This window comes from Polaromonas sp. (assembly GCF_012927455.1).
Lineage (GTDB): Bacteria > Pseudomonadota > Gammaproteobacteria > Burkholderiales > Burkholderiaceae_C > Polaromonas.
This window is the reverse complement of record NZ_JABBPE010000008.1, coordinates 392433-411207: the sequence shown is the minus strand read 5'-3', so window position 1 is coordinate 411207 and position 18775 is coordinate 392433. Positions and strand designations below refer to the sequence as shown.

14 protein-coding genes are annotated in these 18775 nt (G+C 60.9%); 13 read left to right on the top strand and 1 reads right to left on the bottom strand.

Annotated elements, in window-relative coordinates; all coding sequences use genetic code 11:
* Positions 1-67: 67 nt before the first annotated feature.
* On the bottom strand, positions 68-1897 hold the full coding sequence (locus HHJ18_RS10450) for a 7TM diverse intracellular signaling domain-containing protein (RefSeq protein WP_296914865.1): 1830 nt from the start codon (positions 1895-1897) through the stop codon (positions 68-70).
* Positions 1898-2035: 138 nt separating this feature from the next.
* Here HHJ18_RS10450 and HHJ18_RS10445 point away from each other — a divergent pair, with 138 nt between their 5' ends.
* The 13 genes from HHJ18_RS10445 to ftsW all read left to right on the top strand — a co-directional run bounded on the left by HHJ18_RS10445 (position 2036) and on the right by ftsW (position 18733).
* Positions 2036-3226 carry a class I SAM-dependent methyltransferase gene (locus HHJ18_RS10445; protein WP_296914863.1) on the top strand — a complete coding sequence of 397 codons (1191 nt, stop codon included), beginning with the start codon at positions 2036-2038 and terminating at the stop codon, positions 3224-3226.
* A 278-nt stretch (positions 3227-3504) separates the two neighbouring features.
* Entirely contained in the window at positions 3505-4566 is a 1062-nt protein-coding gene (locus HHJ18_RS10440) for a GTP-binding protein (RefSeq protein ID WP_296914859.1), read from the top strand.
* 302 nt (positions 4567-4868) lie between these two features.
* On the top strand, positions 4869-5927 hold the full coding sequence (dksA, locus tag HHJ18_RS10435) for an RNA polymerase-binding protein DksA (protein WP_296914856.1): 1059 nt from the start codon (positions 4869-4871) through the stop codon (positions 5925-5927).
* Between the two features lie 37 nt (positions 5928-5964).
* Positions 5965-7782, top strand: coding sequence for an STAS domain-containing protein (locus HHJ18_RS10430; protein WP_296914854.1), 1818 nt, complete (start codon positions 5965-5967; stop codon positions 7780-7782).
* Positions 7783-8288: 506 nt separating this feature from the next.
* Positions 8289-8717 (top strand): division/cell wall cluster transcriptional repressor MraZ, encoded by a 429-nt coding sequence (gene mraZ / locus HHJ18_RS10425; RefSeq protein ID WP_296915195.1) that lies wholly within the window; start codon positions 8289-8291, stop codon positions 8715-8717.
* A 9-nt stretch (positions 8718-8726) separates the two neighbouring features.
* Entirely contained in the window at positions 8727-9644 is a 918-nt protein-coding gene (gene rsmH, locus HHJ18_RS10420; protein ID WP_296914851.1) for a 16S rRNA (cytosine(1402)-N(4))-methyltransferase RsmH, read from the top strand.
* A 181-nt stretch (positions 9645-9825) separates the two neighbouring features.
* On the top strand, positions 9826-10137 hold the full coding sequence (ftsL, locus tag HHJ18_RS10415; protein WP_296914848.1) for a cell division protein FtsL: 312 nt from the start codon (positions 9826-9828) through the stop codon (positions 10135-10137).
* The gene (locus tag HHJ18_RS10410; protein WP_296914846.1) at positions 10130-11866 is read left to right on the top strand and encodes a penicillin-binding protein 2; all 1737 of its coding nucleotides are present in this window, start codon (positions 10130-10132) and stop codon (positions 11864-11866) included. The genes ftsL and HHJ18_RS10410 overlap by 8 nt, the downstream gene beginning before the upstream one ends.
* A complete protein-coding gene (locus HHJ18_RS10405; RefSeq protein ID WP_296914844.1) occupies positions 11863-13374 on the top strand; it encodes a UDP-N-acetylmuramoyl-L-alanyl-D-glutamate--2,6-diaminopimelate ligase in 1512 nt (503 codons plus the stop codon). Before HHJ18_RS10410 ends, HHJ18_RS10405 begins: the two co-directional genes overlap by 4 nt.
* On the top strand, positions 13371-14792 hold the full coding sequence (gene murF, locus HHJ18_RS10400; protein ID WP_296914841.1) for a UDP-N-acetylmuramoyl-tripeptide--D-alanyl-D-alanine ligase: 1422 nt from the start codon (positions 13371-13373) through the stop codon (positions 14790-14792). Before HHJ18_RS10405 ends, murF begins: the two co-directional genes overlap by 4 nt.
* Entirely contained in the window at positions 14782-15960 is a 1179-nt protein-coding gene (gene mraY, locus HHJ18_RS10395) for a phospho-N-acetylmuramoyl-pentapeptide-transferase (protein WP_296914838.1), read from the top strand. The genes murF and mraY overlap by 11 nt, the downstream gene beginning before the upstream one ends.
* Positions 15957-17480, top strand: coding sequence for a UDP-N-acetylmuramoyl-L-alanine--D-glutamate ligase (gene murD / locus HHJ18_RS10390; RefSeq protein WP_296914836.1), 1524 nt, complete (start codon positions 15957-15959; stop codon positions 17478-17480). Before mraY ends, murD begins: the two co-directional genes overlap by 4 nt.
* Positions 17477-18733, top strand: coding sequence for a putative lipid II flippase FtsW (gene ftsW, locus HHJ18_RS10385; RefSeq protein ID WP_296914834.1), 1257 nt, complete (start codon positions 17477-17479; stop codon positions 18731-18733). The genes murD and ftsW overlap by 4 nt, the downstream gene beginning before the upstream one ends.
* Positions 18734-18775: the final 42 nt, after the last annotated feature.

Sequence of the window (18775 nt, the reverse complement as noted above, 5' to 3'; positions counted from 1 at the left end):
GGCGATCTCATGGCATTTCAACAACCGGCTGTATTGACGTAGAAATGCGATCAGGGGAATCCGGGAGTCAGGCGGTTTTGCGCAGCACTGGACTTTGCAAGGGGATACCAGCCGAGATGTCGCCGAGCGCAAAAACCGCGCGCTTGCTGTTGGCTGGCACGGCGGCCAAACGGTCTTCTAGCAACTCCAGCAGATCTTGCGCGTCGGCGCCCCGGTAGGGCACCAATGCATAGACCACGCGCACTTGCGCCACGCAGTCCACGTGCAGGCGGTCGTACGGCATCATGCAGCGCGCCACGATGCGCGGCCCTAGCGCGGCAGCATCTGCCGCGCTGAACGGGCCTTCGACCAGCATGGCAAAGCGCCGGTCCGAAAGCCGGGCAGCGCTGTCGATGACACGCGTGATGGACAGCAGCCGCTCGGCCACGCGCAGTGGCAATTCGTCTGCTGCCTTGCCGCCAAAATCGCGCTGTATCTGTTCGGTGTTGGCCAGTTCTACCAGCAGCACGCCGCTTTGCTGGTTTAGCCGCTCCGAGCGCGCCATCATGCGCAGCAGACGTTCGGCAAACACATGGCCATTGATCAGCCCGGTAGCCGGATCGACCCGGTCCAGCCCTTGAATCCGCCGGGTGTTTTCGCGCCGGTGCTGGCTGCGCAGCATCAGCACCAGCATGACGACCGGCAAGTACAAGGCCACGCTCAGCTGCATGCCATAGCGCGTGAGAAAGCCGAAGGGCGCCAGTCCGGCATTGGCAGCCAGGGACCAGCCGTTGGCCGCGAGCATGGGCAGGCAGGCCAGCAACAGCCAGGGCGCAAAGCGGTCACCGCGCCGCCAGGCCCAAGCTAACAACAGCAGGCCGCTGAGCCGCAGCAGCCACAGATTGGGCACGAAGAGATCCCGGCGCGATGCGGCGGGCAGCCACACCAGCGCGGCAGCGAGCAGAACGCCCAGCAAGGCCAGGCCGACGATGAGCCGGTGCAGGCGCTGCCACCGCTCGGGCAGCGCCACCGCTGCCGAGATAAACAGCAAGGTGGCCGATGCCGTCAGCAGCGGCAGAATGCACGGCGCGAGGTCGTTCCACCAAGGCGAGTTAGGCCACAGGTGGAGGCCGGCGATGCCGGTGAGGCTGGCTTGGGTCAGGCCGAGCAAGGCCACGCTCAAGGCATAAAAGGCATAGGCCGAGTCGCGCAGCGAGACGGCGCTGAGTGCAGAAACCAGCGCGGCCAGGCCGGCCAGCCCAAAGAACAGGCCGAGAATCAGCGAGACCCGCTGCTCTGAAGCACTCAGGCGTCCTTCGCTGATAAATTGCAGCGAGGCTCTGAAGGCGTGTCCGTTTTCAAGCCGCAGCAAGTAGCGGGTGGGCTGCTCCGCCGACAAGGCAATCGGCAGCAGCGGATGGCGGTGCGGCACCGGCCATTGGCTGACCGCCACCAGGTCGCCGGCGCGCTGCTCACGCCACTGGTCGGCGCCGTCGGGTGTGTAAAGCGAGGCGCGGTTGATCGCCGGGTAAGGCACTTCGAGGTACCAGCGCTCGGCATCCGGTGCTGGTGGCACGGTAAAACGAACCCACATGGCGGAGCCAGCGGTCACCGGGTAGATCGCCGCGGCGCGCGTCGGCTGCCAGGGCATGTCAGCGTGGCTTGCCACCTGTTCGGCGGTGGACTTGCCGGTGGGATCTATCCAGTAATCGCCCCAGTCCTGCAGCGCCACCGGCTGGGTTCGCGTGTCCAGGTCCAGCACGGTGCGCGCGCGCGCATCCAGGCTGGTCAGCGCCAGCAGCGCACCGAGCAGCAGGCTCGTGCACAGGCCCGCCATCAGCAGGCGAAGCGTTGGGAGCGCCCGAATGCCAAAGCGCTGGCAAAGTCCGGGCAGGCAAGATTTATAGGTAAAAATCATTAGAGGGCCGGATTGTCGCAAAGTATTGGGATAGTCACCTCGTCTAAACGAAGGAGTGCTCCACCGTTTGCGGGCACGCAGGGTCGGAACCGCTGTGCGCCGGCGGCTTCACTGCAGACGAGCCGCGACAATAGCGCCATGAAAACAATTCGATTAAGGGACGGCAAGGAACGCTCCTTGCTGCGCCGCCATCCCTGGATTTTTGACGGCGCCATTGCCAGCGGCAGCGCGGATGCCGGTGAAACGGTGCGCGTAGAGGGCTATGCCGGGCAGTTTCTGGGCTGGGCGGCTTTCAGTCCTAGCTCCAAAATTCGTGCCCGGGTCTGGAGTTTTGACGAGACGCAGCGCATCGATGCTTCGTTTTTTATAGCACGCATCGCCCAGGCCATAAAAGCCAGGAGCCTGTTTGACATCCAGAGCGACGGCCGGCGGCTGATTCACGGTGAATCCGACGGGCTGCCCGGCTTGGTGGTGGATCGCTATGCCGACACGCTGGTGGCGCAGTTTTCCAGCTGCGGCACCGAGCGCTGGAAGGACGTGATTGTGCAGGCGCTGCTGGCGCAAACCGGCTTGACGCGTCTGTATGAACGCTCGGACGCCAGCGTGCGCGCGCTGGAAGGCTTGCCCGAGGCCACCGGCTGGCTGGCCGGCTCGGGCGACACCTCAATCACCATTGCCGAGCATGACTGGAAGCTGAGCCTGGATGTGGCAGAAGGCCACAAAACCGGTTTTTACTTGGACCAGCGCGACAGCCGGCAGAAATTTGCCTCCACCACGCGGCGCCTGCAGTTCGAGCGCGTGCTCAACTGTTTTTGCTACACCGGCGGCTTTAGCGTGGCGGCGCTGGCCGGCGGCGCCCGCCATGTCACCTCGATCGACTCGTCCGCCCCGGCGCTGGCGCGCGCCCAGGCCAATGTGGCCTTGAACGGCTTTGACGCCAGCCGCAGCACACTGCTCGACGCCGATGTCAATGCCTCGCTGCGCCAGTACCAGAAGGAGGGCAGGACCTTTGACGCCATCGTGCTCGACCCGCCCAAGTTCGCGCCCACCATCAAGCACGCCGAGCGGGCGGCGCGCGCCTACAAGGACATCAACCGGTTGGCCTTGAGCATTCTGGAGCCGGGCGGGGTGCTGTTCACCTATTCCTGCTCGGGTGGCATCAGCGGCGACCTGTTCCACAAAATTGTCGCGTCGGCGGGCACCGACGCCGGGATCGACGCCTTTATCACCGAGCGCATGGGTGGCGCGCCCGATCACCCTATGACGGTGGCGTTTCCGGAAGGCGAGTACCTCAAGGGGCTGGTGCTGGTCAAACGGCCGGCGGGTTAACTAATTTGGCAGTCGAATAGGCCTCTGGCCCAATAAGGACGGGCGCAAGCAGCTATTAAAATAATAGTGTCAATAAGGCGCTCAACGGTACTCAGATGCTGCAAATTGGACGCTGTTGCCAACGCCGGTCCCAGAGTAGCTACTGGCAAAAGTGGTATTGATCGGCGCAGCTCGGTAGCTTGACAGCGCCGCTAAACTCCCCAGCTTGGTTAGTTGTTGCGCGCCTTGTCGCCTTGCGTATTTTTTAAAACATGTTCTCTGTTATTTAGGCAAACACCATGAGCTTGATTCCCGTCACCATACTCACCGGCTTTCTGGGCGCGGGCAAGACCACGCTGCTCAAGCGCATCCTGACGGAGGCGCACGGCCAGAAGATTGCCGTCATTGAAAACGAGTTCGGCGAGGAAAACATCGACAACGAAATTCTCGTCAACGACACCCAGGAAAACATCATTCAGATGAACAATGGTTGCATTTGCTGCACGATCCGCGAAGATCTTCGCGAAACGCTGCAGTTGCTGGCAACCAAGAAACGCAAGGGCCTGCTTGACTTTGAGCGTGTGGTGATAGAAACCACCGGGCTGGCCGACCCCGGACCGGTGGCGCAGACCTTCTTCATGGATGAAGAAATTGCCGAGCAGTACCTGCTGGACTCCATTTTGACGGTGGTCGATGCCAAACATGCGCAGATTCAGCTCGACGAGCGCCAGGAGGCGCGCCGCCAGGTCGGTTTTGCCGATCAGATATTTATCAGCAAGGCCGAGCTGGTCACCGAGGGCGAAGTACAGGCGCTGATGCACCGGCTGCGCGATATGAACCCGCGCGCACCGCAGCGCGCCGTACATTTCGGTGAGGTGCCGATTTCAGAGGTGTTTGACCTGCGCGGCTTCAACCTCAACGCCAAGCTCGATATCGACCCCGATTTCCTCAAGGACGAGGAGGCGGCCCACGAGCACCACAACCACGACCATGAACACGGCGAACACTGCGACCACCCCTCGCATGCGCCAGACCACGGCCAGGGCCATCATCATCACCATGACGACGATGTGAAAAGCTTTGTATTCCGCGCCGACAAGGCCTTTAGCCCGGCCAAGCTGGAGGACTTCCTGGGCGCGGTGGTCAATATTTACGGCCCGCGCATGCTGCGCTACAAGGGAGTGCTTTATATGGAAGGCACCGAGCGCAAAGTGATTTTTCAGGGTGTGCACCAGCTCATGGGCAGCGACCTGGGTCCGGCCTGGGCCGAGGGCGAGAAGAAAAACAGCAAGATGGTCTTCATCGGCATTGACCTGCCCAAAGATATTTTTGTACAGGGACTGGAGCAATGCTTGGTTTGATGTAGGCTGTCCGCCTGTAACCTCCAAAAGGCGAAGGCTTTCATGTTTGTTTCGATTTTTCCACGCTTTGCTGCCAGATTGTTGCTGTGCGCCGGTGAGCCGTTACAATCGCGCGCCGATCAAAATACCCGGAAGACCGAATCGGGACGCCGCGTTAAGGCGACTTGCGAGGCAGGCGGGCGGCAGACCAACCAGAAAGCCTGGTATCCGCCAGGGCCGTACCGCGTAACGGCAGTGGGGCCAATCAGCTGCGGCGAAGGTCCAAGAACCGCTCCCAAGCTACTTTCCAGAGGAGACATATGGTGAAAGCCCCAGCAAAGAAGACCCCCACGCCAGCCAAGGCGGCCGTAAAACCATCGGCCAAAACGACGATGCATGTCAAACCAACACCCAAGGTCGCAGCCGGGGCGGTAAAAAGGGCCGCCAGTCCGGTTGCCAGCAAGACGCTCAAGGCGAAGGCCCAACCTTTAAGCAACGCGGCGTCGGTGCATGCACCCGCCGGGGCAGCCAGCAAGAAGGCAACGGGTCAGCCCGTTCCCGTCAAAGCCAAGGTAGCGACCAAATCCATTCAACCCGCCAGACCCGTGGCACAACCTGTGGCAAAACCATTGCAAACACCTGTCGCGAAAGCGCCTTCCAAACCTGTTGCCAAAGACAGCAAAATCGTCAAATCGGCTAGCGCCTCGAAAACCGCTCTGGCAGTGGTCGCTGCGCCAGCGCCCGCTCGTCCCTCGGGGTTGCCGGCACCCAAGCCGCTCAAGCCCGGTCGAAGGAGTTCGGCGCGCGTGGCCGCCCAGTCAGCGCCGCAAGCGCCTATGTTGCCTACCCATGCGCCTGATGCCGCCAAAGCCAGTTACTCGACCATGACCGAGCGCGTGATTGCGCCGCCCATCCAGGCGGCTGCCAAAAAAGACCCCAAGCTTGCCAACAACTGGAAGACCAAGGCCGCAGACGAACTGAGCGACGACGAAGTCAAGTCCATGCCCGACTCCGAGTACATGAACGAAAAGCAGCTGGCGTTCTTTCGCCACAAGCTGTCGGTGCTCAAGCAGGATATTCACAACAGTGCTGGTGAAACCACGGAACATTTGCGCGAAGACACCGTGGTGGTGCCGGACCCGGCAGACCGCGCCACCATTGAAGAAGAACACGCGCTGGAATTGCGCACCCGCGACCGCGAACGCAAGCTGCTCAAGAAGATCGAGCAGTCGATTTCCCGCATTGACTCCGGTGACTATGGCTACTGCGACGAGACCGGAGAACCCATCGGTGTGGGACGCCTGATCGCAAGGCCTACGGCCAATTTGTCGCTGGAAGCACAACAACGCCGCGAGCTCAAGCAAAAGATGTTTGGCGATTAACGCGCTCGGCGACTGAACGCTTTTTAACCGCCCAGCCATGGCCAAAGAAGAAACCGCACCCGGCTTGCTGTCCAAAATGGTCAAGTTCGTCCGCAATCCGGCTACCAGCTGGTCGGATCTGGACTCTGCGCAAACTGATCGAGACGAAGCCATGAGCAAGCAATTGCTCAAGGAAATGATAGAGCGCAAGCGGCAAAACGATTTCGTGCGCAAGCGCGAGTTCGAAATGCTGCGCAAGATGCGCAAGCGCGAAGCCATAGTGGGCATGGGCCAAGACGAGGGCGGGCGGCCCTCCTTCTTTCAAAGCAGTCTGCCCTCGCGGCCCGACGACCGGGCGTCGACGATCAAGAAAATCGACGAAATTGAAGCGCAGATGTCCATGCAGTGGTGGAAAACCAAGAACAACCTGCCAGCGGATGCCGGCGCTTCGGCGCCCACAAGGTTACAAGACAAAGGGCTCGCCACACAGCCTCCGTTGCTGGACGACGAGCTACCTTTGGCCTACCGGCCGACGGTCCCGGCAGGCCTGCAGTCTGAGGCCGCGAAAGGTGGGCAAAGCATGCCCTCGCAAGCGCGGTTTCCAATTGAAGCCACTGCCTTGTCGATGGCGCTGGCCGCCTCCGGCTCGGGCGGAGTGTCGACCAGAGCCCCCGAGGGGGGTAATTTTTCGGGGGTCGCTGGTGTGCGCGATAGCGGGCCGTCGACATTCTCACCTTCGAAAATTTCAGCGGTGGAGGCGGGAGAAATTGTTGCGCACGATGCGGAACTGGAAGAAGCCGCTATCCGTTTTGCCAATGGTGATGATGAAGGTGCCGAAGCCGGCTTGCTCGAAATACTGGCACCAGGCGCAGCCCGCGCCGGGCACGTTGAAACCTGGCTGACGCTGTTTGACCTGTATCGGGCCACCGGCGAGCAGGACAAGTTTGAAGCCGCTGCCATTCAGTTTGTAGAGCGCTTTGAGCGTTCCGCACCGCAGTGGTTTTCACTGCCGGAACTGGTGAAGCTGCTTGCACGTCCGGCCGGCAAATCCGCCCATGGGCCTGTCTCTGACTGGATCTGTCCGTCGGTGCTGGGGCTGCAGACCGTGGCCGCGCTCACGGCGGTCATGCTCAGGGCGCCTCAGCCCTGGCGCTTGGATTGGAGCAATCTCAAGACGATCGACCCAACTGCCGTTGAAGCCTTGAACAAAGTATTTAGTGGCTGGGGAGGGCAGTCTGTCGAGTTGCATTTCGTGGGCGAGGGCCAACTGCAAAAGGTACTGCAGCAGGCCACGCCCTCGGGAAGCCGTGATACCGATCAAAACTGCTGGCAGTTGCGCATGCAAGTGCTGCGTGTCGTGCACAGACCCGATGACTTCGAACTCGCGGCGCTTGATTTTTGCGTGACCTATGAGGTTTCCCCGCCAGCGTGGGAGAGCGCACGCTGCAGGTACCAATCGATCGATGCGCAAGGCGGCGCGATGGCTGAGCAGACCATCATCGGCGATGTTTACCGTGACTCCACCAGTTTCGGCTTCGCAGCGATAGACGAGCGGGACTCTCAGCAGGCGGACGCCCAGAGTTCACAAGTGAGCAATATCGCGTCGGTGGAACTGTCCGGGCAGATACAGGGCGATGTCATTGCGGTGATGGACAAGCTCGCAGTCAAGCTGATGGGGGCGGACGTCATGGTGATTTCCTGCGCCAAGCTGATCCGCGTCGATTTTTCCGCCGCTGGTACGCTGTTGAACTGGGTCTCGGCGCGCGAGAACCAGCACTGCTCGGTGCAGTTTTCGGACGTCAATCGACTGGTTGCTGCCTTTTTCAACGTGATTGGCATCACAGACCACGCGCGGGTCGTCGTTCGGATTGATTGAGTGCTGCTGCCTCGCCGAGGCACGCTGATCTGCTGCGCATTGGATACAAATTGGCGGGTCTTTACACAATGACTCCGCTAAAGGTGTGTTTTCGATCATTGCGAAGCACGGCCTCTGGAGTTGGTTTGCTATAAGTTTCATAGCTACTTGCGCCCCTCGCATATGGGCTGAGGGCAAATTGCCCCTCAATTATTGAGCCAGCCGGCTGCCTCGAGCCTGCTTGACCTGTCAGTTGAATAAAAAATTCAACAGCACTTGGCGTTTGCTCCCACCTCTTTGAAGAATGCAGGCCTGAGCGCAGGCTCGCTTCACGCACTACCTTCATAGACTGCTCTAAGTGCTTAATCTAGAACGATTTTCTGTCCCGGGCGCTTTCAAAGATGGGGCTAAGTCCTTGATTTCATTGAAAAATATTGTTTCAAAGCTCTTGCGCAGGGATGCTTTACTGATAAAGTGGGAGAAAGTGCAATTAAGTGGCGAAAAGTGTTTTTTCAAGGGTTTTAACGGTGTTCCAAGGCGCGTCTTCTCTAGCTCTCGATACCAAGGGGCGGCTATCTGTGCCGACTCGGTATCGTGACGTCCTGAGCGCCACCGCCTCTGGCCAGCTCACCATCACCAAACACCCACATGGCTGTCTAATGATTTTCCCACGCAATGAGTGGGAAAAATTCCGTGACCGTATCTCCTCATTGCCGCCACAAGCGCACTGGTGGAAGCGGATTTTTCTGGGCAATGCCATGGATGTGGATATGGATGCGACCGGCCGCCTGCTGGTCTCGCCTGAGTTGCGCGCAGCGGCGGGCATCAGCAAGGATGCCTTGCTGCTCGGCATGGGCAGCTATTTTGAGCTTTGGGATGCTGCGACTTACGCTGGCCAAGAGGCTGAGCAGATGAAGGGTGAGATGCCCGATGTCTTCAAAGACTTTTCATTCTGAAAGAGGACGGTGACAGGCACATGGACACACCGCACTGTCTTGTTGAACGAAGCCATCGCAGCGCTTCTCGTCAACCCGGACGGTCACTACATCGACGCGACTTTTGGACGCGGCGGGCATTCGCGCCTGTTGCTGTCGCAGCTCTCTAAGCAAGGGCGCCTGACGGCCTTTGACAAAGATCTGGAGGCTATTGCAGAAGCTTCAAGCATCGTTGATCCACGCTTCGCTATCCGCCACGAAGGCTTCCGGCAGCTGGGCCAACTGCCACCGGCCAGTGCGGCGGGCGTGCTGCTGGACCTGGGTATCAGCTCGCCCCAGATTGACAATCCGGCGCGCGGTTTTTCTTTTCGTTCAGACGGCCCGCTCGACATGCGCATGGATACCACGCGCGGTCAAAGTGTGGCTGACTGGTTGGCAGAGGCGTCCATTGAAACCATGACGGAGGTGATTCGTGAATATGGCGAAGAACGGTTTGCTGGGCAGATTGCAAAGGCGATTGATCGTCGCAGACAGGAACGGGGCCCTGTTCGAGGCACCGCTGAACTGGCCGAAGTCGTGGCTGGCGCGGTCAAAACCCGCGAGCCGGGCAAGGATCCTGCAACGCGCACATTTCAGGCTCTTCGGATTTTCATCAATGCCGAGCTTGAAGAGCTGCAACAGGCGCTAGAAGCGTCGCTGACGGTCCTGCAGCCGGGCGGCCGTCTGGTGGTGATCAGCTTTCATTCGCTGGAGGACCGCATCGTCAAGCAATTCATTGCAGGACATTCGCGCGAGGTGTTTGACCGGCGCGCCCCGTTTGCAGCGCCCAAGGCGATGAAGCTCAAGGCCCTGGGCCGCACTAAGCCAAGCGATGAGGAAGTTGCTGGCAATCCACGCTCGCGCAGCGCCGTCATGCGGGTAGCTGAACGCACCGAGGTGGCGGCATGAGGCAGTCATTGTTCGCGAGTTCGCCTCACTGCAAATTGGCTCGGTCAGCGGGCAGCGTAGTGCACGAAGTGAAAAGCGTGTGGGTCGCGAACGAAGCGCCGGGCCGCTCCAAGCGAAGTTCAGCCCCTTCCCCTTATGCAAGGGGAAGCGCGGCACACGAAGTGAACAGCGTGGGGGTGATATGGCCCGCTTGAATCTGGTTCTTTTGTTGGCCGTACTGGCCAGCGCACTGTACCTCGTGCATACCCAGTACGAGTCGCGCCGCCTTTATGTGGAGCTGGAGAAGGTCGCAACCCAGAGCCGGTCACTAGAAACGGACAGCGAACGCTTGCAGGTGGAAAGGCGCGCCCAGGCGACGCCGCTCAAGGTCGAGAAACTCGCCAGAGACCGCCTGCAGATGCGCACCGCCACGCCCGCCATCACGCAGTACGTGAGCTACAAAAATGGCGCGGCGGCTCCGGCAGCCCAGGCCAAAGGGGCGCAGCATGAGTAGAAGGAGCGTGCGCTACACCTCAAGTCCCTTGCTCGCCAGCAAGACGCCGGTCTGGCGCAGTAAATTCATCGTCGCTGCAGTGGCGATGGCTTTTGCCGGACTTGCCGCAAGGGCGGCCTACATACAGATTTTCGGCAATGAATTCTTTCAGCGCCAGGGCGAAGTCCGATTTGCGCGCACCCTGGAACTGCCTGCCAACCGCGGCCGCATCCTGGATCGCAACGGTCTGATCCTGGCCTCCAGCGTGCCCGCACCGAGCATCTGGGCGATTCCGGAAGACGTTGAAGCCAGCAAGGCCCAGCTCGCGGAGTTGGCCAAACTGCTGGAGATGCCGCTGGTCGATCTGAACAAAAAGCTTGGCGATGAGGACAAGACCTTTGTCTGGATCAAGCGCCAGGTGGACGAGCCAGTGGCGCAAAAAATCCAGGCGCTGGGCATCAAGGGCATTTATCAGCGCAAGGAATACAAGCGCAAGTATCCCGAGGGCGAAACCATTGCACACGTGGTCGGTTTTACCAATGTGGAGGACCGCGGCCAGGAAGGCATTGAGCTTGCTTTTAACAAGGAACTCGCCGGCAAGGCAGGATCCCGGCGCGTGATCAAGGACCGGCTGGGCCGCGTCGTCGAAGGCGTTGGCGAGCAGGTGCCGCCGGTCGAGGGCAAAGATATCCAACTCAGCGTAGACAGCAAAGTGCAGTTCTTCGCCTACCAAAAGCTGCGTGACGCGGTGATCGCGCGCAAGGCCAAGGCCGGCAGCGTGGTCGTGCTCGATACCATCACGGGCGAGGTGCTGGCGCTTGCCAACTACCCGAGCTACGTTCCAGACAAACGGCAAAACCTGACGGGCGAACAACTGCGCAACCGTGCCATTACCGACACCTTCGAGCCCGGCTCGACCATGAAGCCGATCACGGTGGCGATGGCGCTGGAAGCGGGCCGCGTCAAGCCGCAGACGCTGATCGAAACCGGTCCCGGCCGTTTCAGTATTGGTGGCTTCACCATCAGCGACACCCACAATTACGGCACGCTCACGGTCGAAGGTGTGATTCAGAAGTCCAGCAACGTCGGCGCGCTGAAAATTGCGCAAAAAATGAGTCCCCACGAGATGTGGAATACCTATGTCGCGCTGGGCTATGGGCAAAAGCCGCAGATCGAGTTTCCCGGCGCCGTGACGGGCCGGTTGCGGCCGTGGAAAACCTGGCGGCCGGTGGAGCAGGCAACCATGGCTTACGGCTATGGCCTGTCGGCCTCGCTGTTCCAGATGGCGCATTCCTACACTTCATTTGCGCACGATGGGCAGATCATTCCGGTCACCATGCTCAAGAGCAGCGAACCAGCCGTCGGCGTTAAAGTTTTTTCGGCCGAGAACGCGCACGCCGTGCGGCGCATGCTCAAGATGGCTGCGGCGCCGGGCGGCACCGGCCCGTTGGCGCAGACGCTCGGCTATTCGGTCGGTGGCAAGTCAGGCACGGCGCGCAAGCAGGTTGGGAAAAGCTATGCCCGCAATAAGTACCGCGCCTGGTTTACCGGTATGGCCCCGATCGAAGCGCCGCGCATTATTGTGGCGGTGATGATCGATGAGCCGGGCGATGGTCAATACTATGGCGGCATCGCGGCCGCCCCGGTATTTAGCGAAGTGGTTCAGCAGACGCTGCGCATGATGGGCGTGCAGCCCGACATGAGTGTCAAGCCGCAGATTGCGACGCAGGCTGTGGAGGAGTCGTTTTGACCCCGCAACTCTACACACCCGAACAGGCGGCTAACTGGTTGCGCGAACGCGTCACGGGCAGCCTCGCAACGGACAGCCGCAAGCTCTGCCAGGGCGACGGCTTTGTGGCCTGGCCAGGCGCGGCAACCGACGGCCGCAACTATGTCGCTGATGCGCTTGCCGCGGGCGCTGCAGCTTGCCTGGTTGAGCAGGAAGGCGCCTTAGCCTATGCTTTCAAGGACGAAAGAATCGCGACTTACGCTGGACTCAAGGCGGCTACAGGGCCCATTGCCGCAGCCTATTTCAATTCGCCTAGCCGGCAGTTGCAGGTGGTAGCGGTCACTGGTACCAACGGCAAGACCTCGACCGCCTGGTGGCTGGCGCAGGCCTTGGGCCGTCTGGGGCGCAAATGCGGTGTCGTCGGAACCCTGGGCATCGGCGAGCCCGGTGCCATGGTCTTTAATGGTTTGACCACGCCTGATCCGGTGCTGCTGCAGCAGCAGCTGCGGCGCTTTGTCGATGAGGGCTTTAGCGCGTGTGCGCTGGAAGCGTCTTCGGTGGGGATTGTCGAGCGGCGACTCGACGCGACTGCTGTGCAGGTCGCCATCTTCACCAATTTCACGCAAGACCATCTCGACTACCACGCCTCGATGCAGTCCTATTGGGAGGCCAAGAAAATGTTGTTCGGCTGGCCCGGCCTGAAGGCGGCAGTCATCAATGTTGACGACAGCAAAGGTGTTGAATTGAGCGCTTCGCTGACGGGTTCTGCCCTGGATGTCTGGACATTTTCATGCGAGCGGCCGGCACGGCTGCAAGCGCGCGCCATTCATCACGGTGCGCAGACTTTGAGCTTTGACGTCGTTGAAGGTGATGGTGAAGGCGCGGAGCGCCACCGCATTTCGACCCATCTGGTCGGGCAGTACAACGTGTCCAACCTGCTGGGGGTGACGGGGGCCCTGCGTGCCCTGGGGCTGCCGCTGACCGACGCCGTCAGCGCCTGCGCAGACCTGGCGCCGGTGCCGGGACGCATGGAAATCATCGCCATGGAGGGGTTGCCGCTCGTCGTCATCGACTACGCGCACACGCCCGACGCGCTAGAAAAAGTTTTGATGGCGCTTAAGCCGGTCGCGCTGAACCGGGGTGGGCAGGTTTGGTGTGTGTTTGGTTGCGGCGGCGACCGTGATGCCAGCAAACGCCCCTTGATGGCGGCGGTGGCAGAAAACAATGCTGACCAGGTGGTGCTGACCAGCGACAATCCGCGCAGTGAAAACCCGCTGGTCATCATGGGCCAGGTCTTGCTGGGCTTGAGCCACCGTGACGCCGTCCATGTGCAGGCCGATCGCGCAGTTGCAATAGCCCATGCGCTGAGCCTGGCGCAGCCGCACGATGTGGTTCTCCTCGCCGGCAAGGGCCATGAAAGTTATCAGGAGATTGGCGGCCAGAAACTACCATTTTCTGACCGGGCGCATGCGCAGGCCGCACTGGGCGCGTTGACGGCTGGACGCCCGGTTACAGGAGGCGCCGCATGATGACCCTGCAGCAAGCCCTGGGCTGGTTGCCATCGGCCAAGCTGGTGGGCGATGGGCGTGTGAATTTTCTGCGCGTGCATACCGACACGCGCAGCCTGCAGGCCGGCGATCTTTTCGTTGCGCTCAAGGGTGATCGTTTCGATGCCCACGAATTTCTGGCGCAAGCGTCGGCGCATGGCGCGGTGGCGGCGATTGCCCACCATGGTCTGGCCGGGGCTGGCTTGTCCGGTCTGCAGGTGGCCGACCCCAAACTGGCGCTGGGCCAGCTGGCGGCCGGCTGGCGTTCGCAATTCAATTTGCCGCTCATCGCCGTGACAGGAAGCAACGGCAAGACCACGGTCACACAGATGATCGCGTCCATCTTGCGCGCCTGGAAATCAGATCAGGCCTTTGCTACCAAGGGCAACCTCAACAATGACATTGGTGTGCCGCTGACGCTGCTGCGCCTGCGCGCCTCGCACCAGGTCGGCGTGGTCGAACTGGGGATGAACCACCCTGGGGAGATTGCCTATCTGGCAGCCATCGCCAGGCCCAGCGTAGCGTTGGTCAATAACGCCCAGCGTGAGCACCTTGAGTTCATGGCCACGGTGCAAGCAGTAGCCCGGGAAAATGGTGCCGTGATGGCGTCGCTGGCTGTGGCCGGCATCGCGGTTTTCCCTGCTGACGACGACTACAGCGCGCTCTGGCGCGCGCTGGCGGGTGCGCGGCAAGTCGTGACTTTTGCGCTTTCCGGCCCCGCAGAGGTGACCGCCAGTGCGCGCTGGAGCGGCGATTGCTGGCAAGTAGAGGCGAAAACGCCGTCGGGTCCGATTGATTTTTCGCTGCACATTGCCGGTCGGCACAACGTCAAGAACGCCCTGGCTGCGGTGGCCTGCGCCCTCGCTGCAGGCGTGCCGACATCTTTCATTGCTGCGGGCCTGTCAACCTTTGTTCCGGTTAAGGGGCGCTCGCGTGCCATACCGCTGGTTGTTCCCGGCCAGCCCGGTCGTGTGCTAACGCTGATTGACGACAGCTACAACGCCAATCCCGATTCCATGCGTGCCGCCATCGAGGTGTTGGCCGAACTGCCCGGGCCGCGCTTGCTGGTGATGGGTGACATGGGCGAGGTGGGCGACCAAGGCCCGCAGTTCCATGACGAAGCTGGCCAGCACGCCCACGCGCTGGGCGTAGAAAAACTCTTCACGCTGGGCGCGCAGTCTGAAAGGGCGGCTCTTGCCTTTGGCCGCGGACGCCATTTTTTGGCCATCGACGAGCTGCTTGCAGCGATTGTGGCCGAGTTACCCGAAGTGGCTAGTGTGCTGGTAAAGGGTTCGCGCTTCATGAAGATGGAACGCGTGGTGCAGGCCCTGACCGGTCTCGCAGACGACCACGCACACCATCAAACCGAACAACACAAGAAAGAGCCGCATGCTGCTTAGCCTGGCCCAGTGGCTCCAGACCTTATCGCCTGAATTTGGCTTTTTCAGGGTATTTCAATATCTGACGTTTCGCGCCGTCATGGCAGCGCTCACGGCATTGCTGATAGGCCTGCTGGCCGGGCCATTTGTGATTCGCCGGTTGATATTTCTCAAGATCGGTCAACCGATACGCGAGTACGCGATGCAGACGCACCTGAGCAAAAGTGGCACGCCCACCATGGGCGGAGTGTTGATCCTGCTGGCGATCGGTATCTCGACATTGCTGTGGTTTGACCTGTCCAACCGTTTCGTCTGGATCGTGCTGATCGTGACCTTGGGCTTCGGTGCCATCGGCTGGGCCGATGACTGGCGCAAAGTGGTGCTCAAGGACCCGGAAGGCATGCGGTCGCGCGAGAAATATTTTTGGCAATCGGTGATCGGTCTGGTGGCCGCGCTGTACCTGGTGTTCAGCATCTCGGAGAGCTCCAACCTGCGCGTGCTGCAGCTTTTCTTCAGCTGGGTGCAGTCAGGTTTTGATGTGAACTTGCCGCCCAAGGCCGGATTGCTGCTGCCGTTTGCCAAAGAAGTGAGCTATCCGTTGGGTGTCTTTGGTTTTGTCATCCTGACCTATCTCGTGATCGTGGGTTCGAGCAACGCCGTCAACCTGACGGACGGTCTGGACGGGCTGGCCATCATGCCGGTCGTCCTGGTGGGCTCTTCGCTGGGCGTCTTTGCTTATGTCACAGGCAGCGCCGTTTACTCCAAATACCTTTTCTTTCCGCACATTCCTGGCGCCGGTGAACTGCTGATATTTTGTTCCGCTATGGCGGGCGCCGGTCTGGCATTCTTGTGGTTCAACACGCATCCCGCCCAGGTCTTTATGGGCGACGTCGGCGCACTGGCCTTGGGCGCTGCACTTGGGACTGTCGCGGTCATCGTGCGCCAGGAAATTGTGCTAGCCATCATGGGCGGTATTTTTGTCGTAGAAGCCTTGTCCGTGATGCTGCAGGTCGTGTGGTTCAAGTACACCCGAAAACGCTTTGGCGAAGGACGGCGTCTTTTAAAAATGGCACCACTGCACCACCATTTCGAGAAAAGCGGCTGGAAGGAAACGCAAGTGGTCGTGCGTTTCTGGATCATCACCATACTGCTATGCCTGGTCGGCCTGTCAACGCTGAAACTCCGATGAAGCAGCTGGACCAAAAAAACATTCTGATACTGGGGCTTGGCGCTTCGGGCCTGGCGCTGGCGCGTTGGTGCGTCCGCTGGGGTGCGCAAGTGACTGTGGCCGATACCCGGGCAGCACCGCCGCAGCTGGCGGCGCTGCAATCCGCTGTGCCTGCGGTGAAGTTTGTTAACGCTGCGATGAGCGAGGCGTTGCTGGCGACGGCTGCCTATGACATGGTGCTGAAAAGCCCGGGCTTGTCACCATCCAGCGTGGCTGGTGTGATCCGTGCGGCAGAAGCCCAAGGCATAACCTGCGGCAACGAGCTCAGCCTTTTCGCTCAGGCGCTGGCCGATTTGAAAGAAGAGCGTGGCTACGCGCCGCAGGTCATAGCCATCACCGGTACCAACGGCAAAACCACCGTGACCTCGCTGACTGGTCAGCTGGTGCAGCGCGCCGGAAAATCGGTGGCAGTGGCGGGCAATATCGGCCCGACGCTGCTCGATACCCTGATGGAGAAGCTCGACGAGAAACGGGAATTCGCCGAAGTCGACGTTGTGCCGGACCTGCCTGAGGTGTGGGTGCTGGAGCTGTCGAGCTTTCAGCTGGACCGCGTCACGAACTTCGAGCCCACCGTAGCGACGGTGCTCAACGTGACGCAGGACCATATGGACTGGCACGAAACCCTGGCCGCCTACAGCGCAGCCAAGGCCCGTGTGTACGGCAGCGCCGGCCTGATGCTGCTCAACCGGGATGATGCTCTGGTGATGGCAGCCTTGCCGCCACTGGTCAAAGGCAAGCCGCTGCGTGCCTACCTGACTTTTGGCGGTGACGAGCCGCAGCGCCCCGGCGACTACGGCATTGAAACCGTCAACGGCATGGCATGGCTGGTGCGTGCGGCGTTGGCCGATGAAACCATCAAGCGTCGCAAGGACGAAGAGGTGGTGCTGCATATCCAGCGCCTGATGCCGCTCGATGCGCTGCGTATCCATGGGCGCCACAACGCCACCAATGCCCTGGCCGCCCTCGGTCTTGCGCTGGCGGCGGATTGCGCCCTGGCGCCCATGCTGCATGGCCTGCGTGAATACCGGGGAGAGCCGCATCGGGTGGAGTCGGTAGCCGTCGTCAATGAGGTCGAGTACTTCGACGACAGCAAGGGCACCAACGTGGGTGCCACCGCGGCGGCGCTGGCTGGCCTGGGCAGTGACCGCAAACTGGTATTGATCTTGGGCGGTGAAGGCAAGGGGCAGGATTTCTCGCTGCTGGCCGGCCCGGTGTCGCGCTATGCCCGCGCCGTGGTGCTGATAGGGCGCGATGCGGGCCTGATCCGCGCCGCGTTGCAAGACAGACATGTGCCGCTACTGGATGCCGCGTCGATGCAGGAGGCGGTCAGCGTGGCCGCGCAGCAGGCCAGGGGCGGTGACGCCGTGTTGATGTCGCCGGCCTGCGCCAGTTTTGACATGTTTGAAAACTACGAACACCGGGCCCGCGTCTTTTGCGAAGCGGTTCAGGCCCTCGGCCATGAACAGGGGGCCGTGCTGTGACCACTGCCACGGGCTTTTTTGGCTGGTTCTCGGGCGCCGGCAAAGCCGCCTCTGACGCGCTGCCGATCCGGCTCGGCGGCCAAAGCTTGCAGCGCTCGCTGGCGCCGCCACCTGCGCGCATGGCTGGCTTTGACCAGACGCTGGTCTGGGTCACGGTGGCCTTGCTGATGTGGGGTCTGGTCATGGTCTATTCGGCGTCGGTTGCGATGCCTGACAACCCCAAATTCGCCCGCTACGCGCACACCCATTTTCTGCTGCGCCACTTCGCCTCGCTGGTGGTGGCATTCGTGGCAGCGCTGGTAGCGTTTCAGGTTCCCATGTCGCGATGGGAAAAACTGGCGCCCTGGCTGTTTATCGCTTCCCTGCTGCTGCTGATACTGGTGCTGCTGCCCTTCATGGGCAAGGGTGTCAATGGTGCGCGTCGCTGGATCTCGCTGGGCATCATCAACTTTCAGCCCTCGGAGTTGGCGAAATTCGCAGTGCTGCTGTACGCCGCAGACTATATGGTTCGCAAAATGGAAGTCAAAGAGCGCTTCTTTCGTGCCGTGCTGCCCATGGCTACCGCAGTTGCGGTGGTGGGCGTGTTGTTGCTGGCCGAACCTGATATGGGCGCCTTCATGGTGATCTCGGTGATCGCCATGGGCATTCTCTTTCTGGGCGGCGTCAATGCGCGTATGTTCTTTGTCATCGCCGGCGTGGTGGTGGTTGCATTTGGACTGATGGTGATGCTCAGCGAGTGGCGGCGCGAGCGGATTTTTGCCTATCTGGATCCTTGGAGCGACAAGTTCTCCATGGGCAAGGGTTACCAGTTGACCCACTCACTGATTGCCTTCGGTCGCGGTGAAATCTTCGGCGTCGGCCTGGGCGGCAGCATTGAAAAACTTCACTGGCTGCCCGAAGCGCATACCGACTTCCTGATGGCCGTGATCGGCGAGGAGTTTGGCCTGTTGGGCGTGCTGGTGGTGATTGGCCTGTTCATGTGGATGATCCGCCGCATCATGCTCATAGGTCGTCAGTCGATCGCGCTCGACCAGGTGTTTGCCGGGCTGGTGGCGCAGGGTGTCGGCATCTGGTTGGGCTTTCAGACCTTTATCAACATAGGCGTGAACCTGGGCGCTTTGCCGACCAAGGGCCTGACCTTGCCCTTGATGAGCTATGGCGGTTCGGCCATTTTGATGAACCTGATTTCCCTGGCGGTGGTGCTGCGAATCGATTTCGAGAACCGTACCCTGATGCGCGGAGGCCGTTCATGAGCGCCAGCGCAGTACACGGAGCGAAAAGCGTGGGGGCCCCCG